Origin of the sequence: Sphingobium sp. MP9-4, assembly GCF_005281675.1 — a bacterium.
GTDB classification, from domain to species: domain Bacteria; phylum Pseudomonadota; class Alphaproteobacteria; order Sphingomonadales; family Sphingomonadaceae; genus Sphingobium; species Sphingobium yanoikuyae.
This window is the reverse complement of the sequence record NZ_LUFI01000025.1, coordinates 68,346-81,441: the sequence shown is the minus strand read 5'-3', so window position 1 is coordinate 81,441 and position 13,096 is coordinate 68,346. Positions and strand designations below refer to the sequence as shown.

Below are 13,096 nucleotides of genomic sequence, written 5' to 3'. Positions count from 1 at the left end.
TCAGACCAGACCGACGACGGGCGTATCGACGACGCGCAGGCGCAACCGGGCCGACAGACGCGCAATACGCGTATCCCCGCGCGGCATCGTATCGGACGCGCCGATGGCAGCGAGCAGATCCAGTCCCGCGTCGACATCATTGGCGGCAAGTGCAAGATGGCGCGCAAGATCGTCGGACGTAGTGGCATTAGGTGCAATGTTTCCCAGGGCACCGACAATGCGTGCGGCGGCGGGGGCGGCAGGGTCGAGCAGGAAGGCGTCGAGCGCGCGCTGTCCCCGCATGGCAGCATGGGTGGTCCTGACCGGCGCAACCTCGCGCAAGTTATCAAGGTCGAGCAAAGTGCGGCTCTCGTCCGGGCCAAGGTCGGCAGCGGCCACAAGGTCAGGCGTGCGGCCGATATGGGGCGTAATCGTCGGATCGATCTTCGCGAGCACGGGCGTGGCGGCCAGTGCGGGACCGAAAGCGAAGAACTCGCCGGGTGGAAGCAGGCGCAATAGCGCTGCCTGATCGCTGCCGAACCCGAGCAGGTCCGCGGCGCGCGCCACATCGCGGTCGAAGACGTTGAGGCCGATCAGATGATTATGCAGTTCCGAGACCACCGAACTGGCGAGTTTGGCGAGGCGCTGCGTAGCGATGATTGTGCCGATGCCGCGTTTGCGCCCCCTGGCGCACATGTCGGTCAGCGTGGCAACGCCCAGGCGGCGGGTTTCCGCATCACGGGCGGACGCTGCCATATGCGGTGCCAGCAGATGCGCTTCGTCGATGCATACCAGCACCGTGTGCGCCCAATGTTCGCGTTGGGCTGACAGAAGCCCCGCGAAAAAGGCGGCCGCCTTCTCGATGCGGTGATCGGGTTCGAGATCGGTGAGATCGAGGTGCAACGCGATCCGGTGCTGGCGCGTGCGCAGCGCAAGTGCGGTGAGACCGTCATTGGCATAGTCGCGCGCGACCACGGTGGTGGCGCCGATATGCGCGGCGAGATTGGCGAACTCTCCCTCCGGGTCCACGATGATGGTCGTGAGATAGTCGAAGGCTTCCTCGATGATCCGGCGCAGCGTCTGGCTCTTTCCCGCGCCCGATGATCCCTGGATCAGGCAGCGACCCGACATCAGCTTGCCGAGATCCAGTTCGAGGGGACCGGTCGAGCAATGGCCGAGGGGGACGCGGGCGTCGCGGGTGAAATTGCTGATGGGAATGTTCATCGGACATACTCCTTGACCGGCCGTCAGAAGGCGGTCGTTCGCATTGAATGTGGAGGTGAATTCAGGCGGCGATCGCTGCCGGAAGAGTGATGGGTCCAGCATTGCGCCAGTCATGACCGGCCGCTTCCAGGGCATCGGTCACGACAGCGAACTGGCGATCGCCGTCATCGTGAAGGATTCCCAGCGCGCAGGGGTTGGCCATCAGGTGCTTGAACAGGCCGGCGCGATAGGCGTCGAAATCCTGCCCTGCCCCGAACGGTTCTTCGCAGGTAATCCAGAGCGACGCCTCAATCTCCCGGATCAGGGCGGCTGCGCGGTCGAGCTTGGGATCGTGGAACAGCGAGCGGCGGCGCAGCAGAAGCTCCGGTGCCCAGCGAGGCCCTTCGGGCTGGTCGATTTGCCGTGCGGCAGCCTGCCAGCCGGTTTGCGACAGCGCCTCGGGCGGCAGGAAGGCGAAAATATCGTTGAACCAGCGCATTTGGTGCATGCAATGGATTCGCGCACCGAAAGCATCGCGTCTGTCCAGCGCATCGGGATGCTCGGCCTCGAGCGCCGCTTCGAGTTCGGCGGGTATCAGCGCTATGAAGCAGGCACTTAGCTGCGGATCGGGAACGGCGCGGGACGCATAAAGTTCGGCCAGCGAGACTGGTGAAGTGGTGGGAGTCGGCGCTTCGACAAGGGCGGACGCGACCGCGTGCCAGAGCGCATCGGGATAATCGGCCAGGGCGACGACATGTTTGAGCATGCCGCTGTCGTCCGCGTCGATCAGGTTGAGCCGCGCGCCACCGCGGATCGACGCGATGGATGCGGGATCGAAAAGAGCGACCTGCAAGGCCGAGCGCTCGAGGCTGCTGAGGGCGACATGGGTAACAGGATGGTCGATGGCGGCCGATGGCATGGTCATGCTGCAATCTCCGTGGTTTCAAGGATCTCCACGACCAGTGTCGTGTCGTTCTCGCAGGCTTCGCAAAAGGCTGCGTCGAACACCGAGCCGAGGACCCAATCCTGGGTGTGATCGTCCCAGCAGGCCCAGGCGTCGCGCATCACATCCGCGCTGCCGCAAGAGGCGCAGCGCACAGTGGTCCCGGCCACAGGCCTTGCGGTGGCCACCGGTTCGGCGAGGTCGCCGGATTGCGTTGCCGCTATTTCCGTAACCGCGGGAAAGACCGGAAAGCGATCGCAGGGCGGTTCGTCGCGGTCGAAGCTGATCCAGTTGGCGCCGGTCGTGCGGGCGTGGGTCAGCAGAACCCAGATCTCAGGGGAAAGGTCGTCGGGACGCTCCGGCCAGTCATCGAGCAGGCCAAGATGGATCCAGAAGCCATATTGGTGCGGCTCGATCGACAATAGCGGATGATCGACGATGAGGCGGCCGCCGCTTCGGGGCGCGTTTCGGATCAGGCCGTCAATGGTGTCGCGGTCGGCAGGGGGAAGATGCGCTGTCGAGCAGGCGCACACGGGGAAGCGGCGCATGGCCAGTCTCCTTCATGGGGGGCGGATAGGAGTAGCGGGAGCGCCAGGCACTCCCGCCGGCGGTTCAGTTCGAGATGAAATCCACGGTGAAAGCGTCGCGATCGGCGTGAATGACGATCTTGCGATCCTGCGGGATCAGCCAGGTCAGATGATCCCGTGCGTTCATCGTGATGGCCTGAAGGATGGCGGCATCCTCGCCGAGAAGAATCCGGGTCGCTTCCTGGCGGGCATCGCGCTCGAAGGCGCGTGACTGGGTTTCCCAGCTATCATTGTCGCCATCGTCGATCGAACAGAATAGCGTCGCGTAGATCAGATGCCCCAGTCGGTCCGGTTTGATGTCGCTGTCGCGTGCCACGAGGATGGTTGCCTGTTCGATGTCCCAACCGTTGTTGGGGCAAACAAGAGCCGGGACTTCGATGGAATGCTTGGCTTGTGGTGCGTTTTCGCATTCGGACTGAGCGACAGTCAGTTCGAGGGTGATGCTGTCGACAAGACCTGAAGGCAGATCGACGGGGAGATGGTGGTCGTCGCCATGGAGATATTCAGCCCCATCATGGTGGATTTGAAAGGAAAGCTGATCGATGATCGGGAGCTGGTCGTACCAGCTATAGCCTTCGAGCAGGCGTTCCTCTTCGACGAGCTGGAACGCCTGAAGCGGCGCCTGGCGCCGGGCTACCGCGAGTGGCTGCGCGATGTCGGACTCCAGCGTGGGGACAAGCAGCATCGGGCCCTCGGAAGCGAACCCGGTGCTGACGCGCGCATGATGGTCGTCGGGCGTCTGTGGACGCCAGAGAAACAGGGCGCAGCGCGCTTCAGGCAGGGTGACACCCAGTTCGTGAGCCCGTCTCCAGGCAGAGAAGGGGAGGCGATGATCGGGCTGCGTGGCGATGATTTTATATATTGCTTGTTCCGCGGATTCGCGAAGAACCTTCAGCGCGGTGCTTTCGATAACGTCCTTGCGGGCCGGAAGTACCAGATGGATTTCAGGCGCATCGACAATATCGATCCGAACGGCCCAGTGGTCGAAGCTGTCCTTGACTTCGCGAATGGTGGGCAAGGGGCATTTGACACGCAAACCGTGAAAGTTGATGCGGCGGCCATCTTGCCAGTCAGGGTCGAGATTATAGACGCCGATACGGCAGCCGCAGGCGTCTTCGACCAGTAGCGCGTCCTTGAGGAAATCTTCCCGCGGCTGCAACACCCCGTTCATCGTCATTGGCAAGGGAAAGTGGAGTGCGATATCCGCGACAATCCTGTGTAAACCGAAATGCCAGTCATCGGGCATTGCGATCGAGATCAGCGTGCCCCAGCCGATCGTGCCCTGTTCAAGGGCAAGCGGTGCGCCGCTGTCCCATGCCTGGGCCGGTATGCGCACTTTCCATGCCGTGCCGGCCGATGGCGAAAAGGACTGGATCTCGACGGAGCGGCCCGCAAGGCTGAACATGCCCATGCCGGCGGGGTCTTCGGACCGCGCGATGTCATGGTCCCAACCTCAATGTCCCAGCAGCAGCAGGGCAGCCGGATCGTCGATACCGCAGCCATCGTCGCGAATATGAAGGGAGAAGCGGCGGTCCTGCTGGGTGAGATCGATCGCGATGCGCGTGGCACCGGCCCGCCGTGCATTCTGGCACAGCTCCTGGAGACAGTAGCGGCTATTCCCCGAGAAAAGGCGAGATGCGCGGCGGATCGCGTCCTGGCTGACGGCCGTCTGGATGGTGGCGGGAAGAGGCATGATCATCTCCGGTCTCGACGACGGACCGTCTGTCCGCCTCCCTTGCGCCGCCCCCTCCCCCTTCATCCCGGTTTGCGGATGCCAGTTGGGCAAGACGGTTGCCGCCGGGATGACCGTCCTGCAAAGGGAGGGTGATGAGCCAATCAAACGATGTGAAACTGCGCGACCTTGTGCGGCGATTGCCCGACTGGATGCGAAAGGATCTGGCTTCGAGCGATGCGACAAGGCGGGAGCGCGCGGAAGATGCCCTCCATGTGATGCTGCTGTCGTTGTTGGAGGGTAGCGCCGATGGCCCATGATGGGGTGGGACGCGCTAGCGGGCAGCATGATCGTCGGCGAGGAAAGTCGACCAATCCCCATATAGGTTGCCGCCATATTCGATGAGATCGTCGATCACGTTGAACTGCCAGTCGCAAAGCGGCCCATGACCGTTACTGACATCGCTGGCTTGCCACTGCGCCATGACCTCCGGGAAAAAGCGTTCCATGACGTCCTGGGCTGCGGTGAATTTCAGATGGCACATATAGGTCACATGGATCGAGGCGAGCGGTCCGATCACGGGGCCATCGCTGCCCCAGTCCTCCATCTGCTCGTCGGGCGTGGCCCGGCCGTGGTAGAGCCGAAGATAAAGCTTGCCCGGTTGCAGCGGTAGGGCAGGGATTGTCGGCGGTGTCTGCGCACTGGCCGAGCGGCTGGGAGCCACGGCGCGCTCAAGCGTTCCAATCATCAGATTTCCTTTCGAGTGCGGGATCACCAGTCGTGGACCGGCAAATCATCCGAGCGGTCGCCGTCGCAATCGAGCAGCAGGAACTGGAAGCCCCGGCTCCTGCCGAAGCCCATCAAGCGCAGCAGGTCTGCCGGCAGTTGTGCCTGGCGCGCTTCTTCGAGCGACCGCGTGGGCACGAACCAGCCGTAGACGGAGGCAGCGATGTCGATCGGCCGCTCGGTTGGCGGCCAGGATGCCCAGCCATCGAGAAGGCCGGCAGTCTGGACCGTGAGATGCGCCGTCGAGAGGACGCAATAGCGTCCCATTTCCACCGCTTCCGAAGTGCTGGGTGCCTTGAGAAGTGGCGGTACGACCTGGAGCTGGTCCTTTGCGCATCCGTCCGACGGATGCCCGTCGAAATAGACGGCGATCACGGTCTCATCATCGAGCGTGGCGGGATCGCGTTCGTCGCCGGCTTCTTTCCACCACTCCCGGCACCAGGCGGCAATTTCCGCGTCCAGCGTGGCCTCATCGATGGCGGCATGGATATTGGTGCCATAGCGGTGCTCGATAGCGGCGGCATGAAGATGGACCGGCCAGGGCAAGGGCGATTGTTCGAAAAGATCCTCGGCACCGCGGATTTCCGCGATCAACTGGGTCCGTGCATGGTTTGCAAGGTCATCGGGATATTCGAGGGCGGAGCGTGCCCGCGCCAAAAGGGCGAGGTGATCCTGGCAGCTGACCGTATCCGTCGGTCCCGACGATACCGCTTCCCCAATGCCGGTTGACGAAGCCTGTTCGGCATCCTGTCCCGTCGTATCGGAGTGCAGGACCGGGTGGTGCGGATGGGTCCAGTCGACATTCTCGACCATCCATTGGCCTATATAGGCCCAGTCGTAGCCAAAGGGGCAATCGTCATCGACGTCCCGCCATGCGCGTTCGATCTTAGGGGTCCAACTGAGCACAATGGGACGCAGGGCGTCAGCCCCAAGCCTGTCGAATGCCCTGTGGATGGCGAGGGCGCGTTGGAGCGCATCGGGATCGGTGGGAGGCCGGTCGCGAAAGTTCAGGACCGTTTCCCAAAGGCAGGCGGCGATTTCGAGACGGAATGGGGCATAGCTGGTCATGGGCTGGATCCTGCTTCAGGCTGCGCGGCGTTGATTGTCGATGCAAAGCCCAAGATCGGCCGCCATCAGCGTTTCGATCCGCGGTGCGAGGCTATCGAAGGCTGCGTTGAGATCGATGCCGGATATGCGATGGCTGGCCTCCCCGGGATCATGATCGAGCTGAAGCATCGGCGGAACGAGACGCGCAGTCATTTCAGGGAAAATGGCGTGCAGGATGATGGCTTCGACACGGCGGGACACGAGATTGAGGCGCGCCGCCAGGCCGCAATGCATGGCGAGATAGCGCTCGAACCAGCGGTTGGGCGCCAGCACGTCGGCGAGCCGGGTACAGGGCTGTCGTCCGGCCGGTGTTACGGCATGAAGGATGACGACACGATGACGACGGAGGGGCGAGATCTGGTCCAGGGGGACAAGGACGCGATAGCTGTAAAGCGGAGCCTGCCCGCCGATGCGGGCCCTGCAGGTGATCATATCCATCGAGGGTTTCCTTCACATGGGCGCGCAATGCTGCTCGCGGTTTCCCACACACACCCTCCCCCTCCGCTCCGCTTCCCGGTCCGGAGAGCGGTCTGGAAACTCTGCAGAAACGGGCCGGATTGGGCTGAAGCGGATGTCAGCTCTCGGCCTCGCCGCCATGGCAAGCTGCGTTGTCGTAGATGGGCCTGTCGCCCGGTCGCCATGGGATGGGATGCCAGATGCGGCCGTTATAGCTGATGCGGCCGACGATGACGCCGTCGCGCATGAGTTCGGCTTCCGGGAAAGCGCTGGCGCCAAGGCCGGTCCTATCGCGGCGTTCGCAATAGCCGCGCGACGCTTGCTCAAGCGTTTGCACCAGGATGTCGGGATATCCGGCTTGCCTGACGATCAGGGACACCGGCTTTTGCTGGCGTGGTTCGGTATATGGGATTTTCGCGGTCGGGCGCATGGCTGCGTTCCTCAATGATAGCAGATCATGGACGGGCAACGTCGTACCGAGGGTCGCATCCTGGCTCGCCGGGATAGAAACCCATGGGATCGGGCAGGAGGAGCTGAACGACGGCATATTCATCATGGCCGAGAAAGCGCCCAACCTGGATGGTGAATGCGGTGCGAGCCTCAGCCCCGGCGAGGCGGGGACGGATCGGGAAAACGCCTCCGATATCGATATCCTTGTCGGGCACTTGGTCCGTCTGGCGCATTCGCTGGCCCACTTCGTTGAGAACCGATGCCATCAGGATCGGCGCGAAATTTCCGGTAATCAGCAGTTCGGGGAGGCCGAGACGGGCGTTGCCTATCGTATAGGCAAAGCCCGCATTGTCGGCGTCGGGGAAGATTGCGAAGATATGCTGTCCCATCCTGTCGATGTTGGATTGAATGATGGCCCTGCCGGTGGTGGGGATGATCATGATGGGTTTCCAATCTCGCGATGCGAACCGGCGTCGCTTGGTCCAGAAGAGGTCAATAGTGCGGGATCGCGGAGGCGAAGCGGCGCAGGATTGCCGCCATATGCTTGCGCAAATGCGCCTTGTTGGAGATGATCGCTTCCGGCTTGAGCAGGTCGCCCTGCGGCGTCATGAAGCCGGTTGCGGACGTTCCGTCTGTGAGCTCGACGACGATCTGATGGCCGCGCGGGCGGGCGGGACCGCCATAGCGGGCGGTAAATTCGCCAAGGCGGCCAGAGAGCCCCTGGGCGACCTTCGTCCAGCAGATATGGCCGCCGGCCATGATTTCGCCGGTATCGAGTCCACGATCGAGCCAGGTGCGAAACTGACCGCGTTGCTGGATCACCGAGTTTCGCGTCCGCTCCATCGTGCGGCAGAGGGGAAGGAGATCGGCGTGGTGGTCAATCCAGTCGAGATCATCGCCGTCTGCAACGACCAGAATATCGTCAGGATCGACATCGGCGAGCAGGACAGGCAAGGACTTCTGCGCACATTCCGTTTCGGCATTGCCGACGCTATTCCACGGGCCAAAGCCCTGGCCGGGAACGGCAAGGATCATTGTCATTTCCTGATGACCTGACCGGGACTGGAGCATGGCAGGAAGGGCAAGGCCTGCATCCGCCGCGGCAGTCGCACCTATGATCAGCAGGCGCCTGGACCATCGCGTGGGGCGCGGCGCGTCTGTCGGCAGAGGCCAACTACTTGGAAGCGGCCGGGACATTGGTTGGACTGAGGTGGTTCGTGGCTCTCTCTCCATGGCGGCCGCGGCGGCATAGGCGCGCCGCGCGGCATCGAACGGATCGTCGAAACGCCCACCGCCATCGCGAAAGCCCTGGGCATAGGCGCTGTCGAGGGGATCAGCGCTAGCGCCAGACCTTGTATGGAAGGATCGGCGCGGTTCCCAGCCTGATAATGCCGCGATAGTGCCATCCGCATATTGAACCGCGTCGTCCCAGTCATAGCCATGGCGGGAGGAAGCCTGCAGGATGAAATGATCGCGCGCGGCGCCCTTCCCTTCGGCGATGCGGCGTTCGACGAAGGCGAAATTCCGGCGCTTCCGCTCGCGTTCGCCTTCCTCGCGGATGGCGTCGTTGAGGGGGCGAAGCGCCGCGACGCGCTCGCGAATGCGGGCCATGCGGTCCTGGGCTGGCGCCTCATTGGGAAGATCCGGAAAGTCAGCCCATGCGCGAGCCAGTTGCTCTGCATGATCTTCGGGGCGGCCCCGCGCGACCCAGCATCGCGCGTCGGCGGGATCGAAGGCTGTCGAGGCTTCAATCATGGCGGGAGGCCTCGGCACCGGAGGAAGGCAGCGACGGCCCGCAACCATGCTGGACGGAATTTCTGAGCGGCTTGTCATGCATGCGCGATCTCCTCAAGGATCACGCCATCCCTCCCTCGCTCCTCTAGGTCTCGGGTCGGCGGCAAGGAGGCACCGCGAAATGGGGATCTCATCCGGCAGCATTGCCCCGATCGGTCAGTAGACTTCCAACCGCATCATAGCGATCGGGATCGGCTGCCGGGACATCCCATCCGAACATGGCGCCGGCTTGCATAGCTGCGATCGCGGCAGGCCTCGCATTGAAACTGGCATTGAACGCATCGACCGCGATGAGCGAGGGCATTGGCCAATATCGGGCCTCGCCGCGCTTGATGATGATGGTCTCGCCAGTTTCCAGATGAGGACAGGCGCACATATCTGGAAGCTTCTCCAGATTGGCGAGACGCCGCGCCGCGTTGTCGAGGCGAAGCCTGGGCAAGTCCGAGAGCCAGGATGGCCCGAACTGGTTGCGGATCATGCGAAGCGATGCGCTGTTTGGCTCCCGCTCGTCATCGCCGTTCATCCATTTAAGAGTGAGCGCGTCCTTCCAGCGCCGGCCATGACGCGCGCGGAAATCGAGCAGCGCGCGCCACATGCGATCGTCAGGTTCCTGCATGATGATGTCCTTGATCGGGACCGGCCACTCCGCCGCATGATGCGCCGGAATGGCTGGCTATGTCCGATTTGATCGCAGATGTGCGTCAGGCGGACCGGACGGTGGCGGTGCGACGGAGATCGGGAATGCGCGCATTATCGTAGACGCTGTTCACCGACATATGCAGCGCCTGCTGCTGAGCGCTGAACCATGTCGCGGCCGGGATCCGATATGTTTCGGTGGCGAAAGGGTCTGCGCCGCTGAAAAAGGCGACGTCGACGGTGAATTCCTGAAGGGGGGCGGATTGATGGGGACGCATCGGGCATCCTTTCATGACTAAGGGCATTCTGGCGCGGGACCAGGATGCGGGACTGAAGAGTGGAGAAGCGGACGAAGGCCGGGCGTCAAAGCGCCTGTTCGAGGAGCTTTCGGGCCTTGGTTTCCAGTTCGAGGCGACTGTCCTGATGGGGCTTCGACCGGGCGAGCGCGGTTATGCCCTGCACGAAATCATAGATGGATTCAGGCGGCCGGCCTTCCTCGGCGAGCACGGTCTGGATGATTTTCGTGGTCTCGGCCTTCGAGAAGCCGCGCCTGCGCAGGAAAGGCTCGCGATCTTCGTCCTTGCGCGCGACGATCCGTTCGCGGGCGGCCTTGATGCCGGAGATGAAATGCGACGGAGAGGAGTTCGCGAAATGCTCGAGTGCCGGAGCGGCCTGATGGGCAAAACGGGCGCCGGCGAATTTCGAGTGGCGGATGTTGACTTCCTCGAAATTCTCGACACCCCAAAGGCATCTGTTCGCGCATACTCCGCGCAAGTAAAATGTCGCGATGCCAAGGGTTTTCGAGCCGACCTCGCTATTCCACGCATAGAAGCCGCGAAAGTACAGGTCAGGATCGCCATTTGGCAGTCTTCCTGCCTCGATCGGATGCGTATCATCGACGAGGAACAGGAAAATATCTCTGTCCGATGCGTAGAGTGTGGTCGTTTCCTTGGTGATGTCCACGTGAGGATTGTAGGTCATGCTGCCCCACTGAATTGTGCCAGGCACCTTCCATCGCGTATCGCCGACGCCATCGCCGGCAAAGGCCATCACAGCCTGGACCAGTTCCCAGTCGAAAATGCGCCCATATTCGGAACCGGTAGCAGCGCGCAGTTCCGTTCTGCCATTATCCGTCTGGAGCAGTTTGACCTGCTCGCCGCGGTGGGTCATAAGCCCATGTTGCAGGTTGATGCCCGCAAGGGCCGCTGGAAGCTGGCGCAGATAGGAAGCCGGTGCCCCAACGAGGCTCGCCACCTGGCCGAAGGACCAGTTGGTCGGCGCCAGGGGGCGATCATCTCCGGGCGCCATCAGCATCAGGCGTTCGGGATTGTCGCTTTTCGCCTCGACCCGGATCGCGCGGCTTTCGACGATGCGGGTGGTCGCCCGGTCCGCGCGGCCACGAACGGCATCATAGAGGCTGGTCAGCGAGAGATATTTCTCATCGTCGGGGCGTGAAAACCATTCCGAGGAAACGCGGCTGCTCATTCGGCCGCGCGAGACATCGATGCGATAGGGGGCGGATACGGGGGGCGCTTCGTTCATGCGGGCAAGGGTCGCCATGGGAACCATCTCCTTGAGATAGAGGAACGACGGGACGATCCACGTCTCCCGTCACATTCCCGCCTCTCCCTTTCCTTTCTGGCGTCTGGCGATCCCGGCTTCGCAACAGCCTGATTTGCCGCTAGGATGAAGGCCGCGTTCCAAATCCTCCTTCTGGCTCATTCACCGATCGCCAGGAGGCCATTACAGTGACGACGTTCGGCATATTGGTCCGGCTGACGCGGCTGATGCTGTCTGCGAACCTCGGTGCCAGGCGGAGTCTGATAGAGGCTTTTGCCCTGGAAACCCTCGTGATCGCGATGGGCGTCGCCGGTCCCTATGCGCTCAAGCTGCTGATCGACACGCTGGCCGGACCAGTGGGACCGCCCATGCAATTGTTGTTGTACATCCTGCTGTTCGTGGGATGCTGGGCGGGCGCCTCCATCCTGGAAACGGCCAGGCTTTCCTGCACCGCACAAATGGTCGAAGCTTTGGCGCGGCAGCTCAAAACCCATGCGCTGGGCGCCGCCCTGCCTCAAATCACCGCGGCGCGCGACAGCCGGAGCGGACGCGTTCCCGGCATGCTGGAGCGATTGCCCTATAGCCTGACGCTGGTCGTGGAAGGGTTGATCTGGCGACTGGGGCCTGTCTTCCTGCAGGCTCTTGCCAGTCTCGCGGTGATCGCCAGCCTGATCGAGCCTCGCTATGTCCTCATCCTGGGCGTGACGCTTTTGGGATTTCTCGGGGCAACCTGGATGGGCGCGGCACGCCACCGTGTGCATGCCGATGCAACCAATGCGGCGGCATCGCATGTGTCCCGCACGATCGGCGACATCGTGCGCAATGCCCGCCGGGTCATCCTCAACGGCGCTCTCGATCGCGAACTCCACTATGTGGGCAGGACATTGAGCGCGAAGCGGCAGGCCAGCGTGGCCATGTACCGTTCGCTGACGATCATGGCGGCGCTCCAGTTTTGCATCGTGGGGGCCGGGCTTGTGGCGCTGCTCATGCTGGCCGGTCTCGACGTGGGCAAAGGGCGAATGACGGCGGGCGAATTCGTGCTGTTGCAGACCTTTGCCTTCCGACTGACGGTTCCGCTGAGTTCGCTTGGCTATATTCTGGCGCAGGCCGGCGTCGCGATCGCCAACATTCGCGACGTTCTGGCATTGACGAATGCCGAGGATGAGCGGGGTTCCTGGCAGCCCGACCGCTTTGCCGATGCCGATCTCGCCGCTGAAAATCTCAGCTTCCGCTATGACGATGGCTTGCCTGCCCTCGCCGGGATTTCACTGCACATCGCGTCAGGGCGCTTCGTCGCCATTGTCGGCCCGAACGGTTCGGGCAAATCCACGCTTGCCCAAATCCTTGCCGGCGTGCTCGCCCCTGCCTCGGGAAGGGTTGAGATTGCAGGAGTGGATATTGCGACGATCCCCTGGAGCGAGCGTCATCGCTATATTCTTTATGCGCCGCAGTTCATCGGGCTGTTCAATCGATCGCTGCGGGAGAATATCCTCTATCCGCCGGCGAACCAGCCCATCAGCGACGTCGAGGAACTGCTTCATGTCTGGCGCTTCCACGAACCTGGAAGACCGATCGACTTCGATATGGAATTGGGGGAACAGGGCGAACGCCTGTCGGGAGGCCAGATCCAGAAGCTCGAGCTTGCACGCTTGGCGGGGGTGGACGTGCCGATCCTGATCCTGGATGAAAGCACGTCCGCGCTCGATCCGCGCAGCGAGGCAGATGTAATCGCGAGGCTGCGGTGCAGGACCAATAACGCGACGACGCTCATCATGATCACCCATCGCCTGGCGACAGCAAAGGGTGCCGACCAGGTTCTTTTCATGAAAGGCGGCAGTCTGGTCGGCAGCGGGACGCATGCGGAGCTGATGCGGCAATGCACACACTACCAGGCGCTCTGGCTCGGTCCGCAAGAATGAGGTT

16 protein-coding genes are annotated in these 13,096 nt (G+C 62.7%); 2 read left to right on the top strand and 14 right to left on the bottom strand.

All coding sequences use genetic code 11. The features are described from left to right. The 11 genes from A0U87_RS07195 to A0U87_RS26675 all read right to left on the bottom strand — a co-directional run bounded on the left by A0U87_RS07195 (position 1) and on the right by A0U87_RS26675 (position 8,218). Positions 1–1,203, bottom strand: coding sequence for a type IV secretory system conjugative DNA transfer family protein (locus A0U87_RS07195; RefSeq protein ID WP_137405392.1), 1,203 nt, complete (start codon positions 1,201–1,203; stop codon positions 1–3). A gap of 61 nt (positions 1,204–1,264) precedes the next feature. Next, positions 1,265–2,107: a hypothetical protein gene (locus A0U87_RS07190; RefSeq protein ID WP_137405372.1), complete on the bottom strand. Its 843-nt coding sequence runs from the start codon at positions 2,105–2,107 to the stop codon at positions 1,265–1,267. Beyond that, positions 2,104–2,673, bottom strand: a complete 570-nt coding sequence (locus A0U87_RS07185) for a hypothetical protein (protein ID WP_137405371.1) — start codon at positions 2,671–2,673, stop codon at positions 2,104–2,106. The genes A0U87_RS07190 and A0U87_RS07185 overlap by 4 nt, the downstream gene beginning before the upstream one ends. Positions 2,674–2,737: 64 nt before the next feature. Then, positions 2,738–4,123, bottom strand: coding sequence for an ATP-binding protein (locus A0U87_RS07180; protein ID WP_240700526.1), 1,386 nt, complete (start codon positions 4,121–4,123; stop codon positions 2,738–2,740). A 42-nt stretch (positions 4,124–4,165) separates the two neighbouring features. Continuing rightward, positions 4,166–4,405, bottom strand: coding sequence for an ATP-binding protein (locus A0U87_RS26680; RefSeq protein WP_240700525.1), 240 nt, complete (start codon positions 4,403–4,405; stop codon positions 4,166–4,168). Between the two features lie 313 nt (positions 4,406–4,718). Further along, complete coding sequence (locus A0U87_RS07175; RefSeq protein WP_137405370.1) at positions 4,719–5,132, bottom strand: hypothetical protein; 414 nt, start codon at positions 5,130–5,132, stop codon at positions 4,719–4,721. A 23-nt stretch (positions 5,133–5,155) separates the two neighbouring features. Next, positions 5,156–6,238 (bottom strand): hypothetical protein, encoded by a 1,083-nt coding sequence (locus tag A0U87_RS07170; protein ID WP_137405369.1) that lies wholly within the window; start codon positions 6,236–6,238, stop codon positions 5,156–5,158. A gap of 15 nt (positions 6,239–6,253) precedes the next feature. Then, positions 6,254–6,715 (bottom strand): hypothetical protein, encoded by a 462-nt coding sequence (locus A0U87_RS07165; RefSeq protein ID WP_137405368.1) that lies wholly within the window; start codon positions 6,713–6,715, stop codon positions 6,254–6,256. A 136-nt stretch (positions 6,716–6,851) separates the two neighbouring features. Then, a complete protein-coding gene (locus tag A0U87_RS07160; protein ID WP_240700524.1) occupies positions 6,852–7,163 on the bottom strand; it encodes a hypothetical protein in 312 nt (103 codons plus the stop codon). Between the two features lie 25 nt (positions 7,164–7,188). Further along, positions 7,189–7,623, bottom strand: a complete 435-nt coding sequence (locus A0U87_RS07155; protein WP_137405367.1) for a DUF4262 domain-containing protein — start codon at positions 7,621–7,623, stop codon at positions 7,189–7,191. A gap of 52 nt (positions 7,624–7,675) precedes the next feature. Continuing rightward, complete coding sequence (locus A0U87_RS26675; RefSeq protein ID WP_240700523.1) at positions 7,676–8,218, bottom strand: hypothetical protein; 543 nt, start codon at positions 8,216–8,218, stop codon at positions 7,676–7,678. Between the two features lie 432 nt (positions 8,219–8,650). Here A0U87_RS26675 and A0U87_RS26670 point away from each other — a divergent pair, with 432 nt between their 5' ends. Beyond that, positions 8,651–9,004, top strand: a complete 354-nt coding sequence (locus A0U87_RS26670) for a hypothetical protein (protein WP_240700522.1) — start codon at positions 8,651–8,653, stop codon at positions 9,002–9,004. A 103-nt stretch (positions 9,005–9,107) separates the two neighbouring features. Here the strand turns inward: A0U87_RS26670 and A0U87_RS07145 are convergent, their stop codons facing one another. The 3 genes from A0U87_RS07145 to A0U87_RS07135 all read right to left on the bottom strand — a co-directional run bounded on the left by A0U87_RS07145 (position 9,108) and on the right by A0U87_RS07135 (position 11,173). Continuing rightward, positions 9,108–9,593, bottom strand: coding sequence for a hypothetical protein (locus A0U87_RS07145; protein WP_137405365.1), 486 nt, complete (start codon positions 9,591–9,593; stop codon positions 9,108–9,110). 85 nt (positions 9,594–9,678) lie between these two features. Continuing rightward, a complete protein-coding gene (locus tag A0U87_RS07140; protein ID WP_125999077.1) occupies positions 9,679–9,891 on the bottom strand; it encodes a hypothetical protein in 213 nt (70 codons plus the stop codon). Positions 9,892–9,976: 85 nt separating this feature from the next. Continuing rightward, a complete protein-coding gene (locus A0U87_RS07135; RefSeq protein ID WP_137405364.1) occupies positions 9,977–11,173 on the bottom strand; it encodes a DUF932 domain-containing protein in 1,197 nt (398 codons plus the stop codon). Positions 11,174–11,361: 188 nt separating this feature from the next. Between A0U87_RS07135 and A0U87_RS07130 the strand changes: the two genes are divergently transcribed. After that, positions 11,362–13,092 carry an ABC transporter ATP-binding protein gene (locus A0U87_RS07130; RefSeq protein ID WP_137405363.1) on the top strand — a complete coding sequence of 577 codons (1,731 nt, stop codon included), beginning with the start codon at positions 11,362–11,364 and terminating at the stop codon, positions 13,090–13,092. Positions 13,093–13,096: the final 4 nt, after the last annotated feature.

Coding starts and splice junctions, on each gene's coding strand:
- A0U87_RS07185 (WP_137405371.1), bottom strand. CDS start 2,673: ATGCGCCGCTTCCCCGTGTGCGCCTGCTCGACAGCGCATCTTCCCCCT.
- A0U87_RS07155 (WP_137405367.1), bottom strand. CDS start 7,623: ATGATCATCCCCACCACCGGCAGGGCCATCATTCAATCCAACATCGAC.
- A0U87_RS07165 (WP_137405368.1), bottom strand. CDS start 6,715: ATGGATATGATCACCTGCAGGGCCCGCATCGGCGGGCAGGCTCCGCTT.
- A0U87_RS07170 (WP_137405369.1), bottom strand. CDS start 6,238: ATGACCAGCTATGCCCCATTCCGTCTCGAAATCGCCGCCTGCCTTTGG.
- A0U87_RS26680 (WP_240700525.1), bottom strand. CDS start 4,405: ATGCCTCTTCCCGCCACCATCCAGACGGCCGTCAGCCAGGACGCGATC.
- A0U87_RS07190 (WP_137405372.1), bottom strand. CDS start 2,107: ATGACCATGCCATCGGCCGCCATCGACCATCCTGTTACCCATGTCGCC.
- A0U87_RS07180 (WP_240700526.1), bottom strand. CDS start 4,123: ATGGGCATGTTCAGCCTTGCGGGCCGCTCCGTCGAGATCCAGTCCTTT.
- A0U87_RS07140 (WP_125999077.1), bottom strand. CDS start 9,891: ATGCGTCCCCATCAATCCGCCCCCCTTCAGGAATTCACCGTCGACGTC.
- A0U87_RS07145 (WP_137405365.1), bottom strand. CDS start 9,593: ATGCAGGAACCTGACGATCGCATGTGGCGCGCGCTGCTCGATTTCCGC.
- A0U87_RS07195 (WP_137405392.1), bottom strand. CDS start 1,203: ATGAACATTCCCATCAGCAATTTCACCCGCGACGCCCGCGTCCCCCTC.
- A0U87_RS26670 (WP_240700522.1), top strand. CDS start 8,651: ATGATCGCGCGCGGCGCCCTTCCCTTCGGCGATGCGGCGTTCGACGAA.
- A0U87_RS07175 (WP_137405370.1), bottom strand. CDS start 5,132: ATGATTGGAACGCTTGAGCGCGCCGTGGCTCCCAGCCGCTCGGCCAGT.
- A0U87_RS07160 (WP_240700524.1), bottom strand. CDS start 7,163: ATGCGCCCGACCGCGAAAATCCCATATACCGAACCACGCCAGCAAAAG.
- A0U87_RS26675 (WP_240700523.1), bottom strand. CDS start 8,218: ATGATCCTTGCCGTTCCCGGCCAGGGCTTTGGCCCGTGGAATAGCGTC.
- A0U87_RS07135 (WP_137405364.1), bottom strand. CDS start 11,173: ATGGCGACCCTTGCCCGCATGAACGAAGCGCCCCCCGTATCCGCCCCC.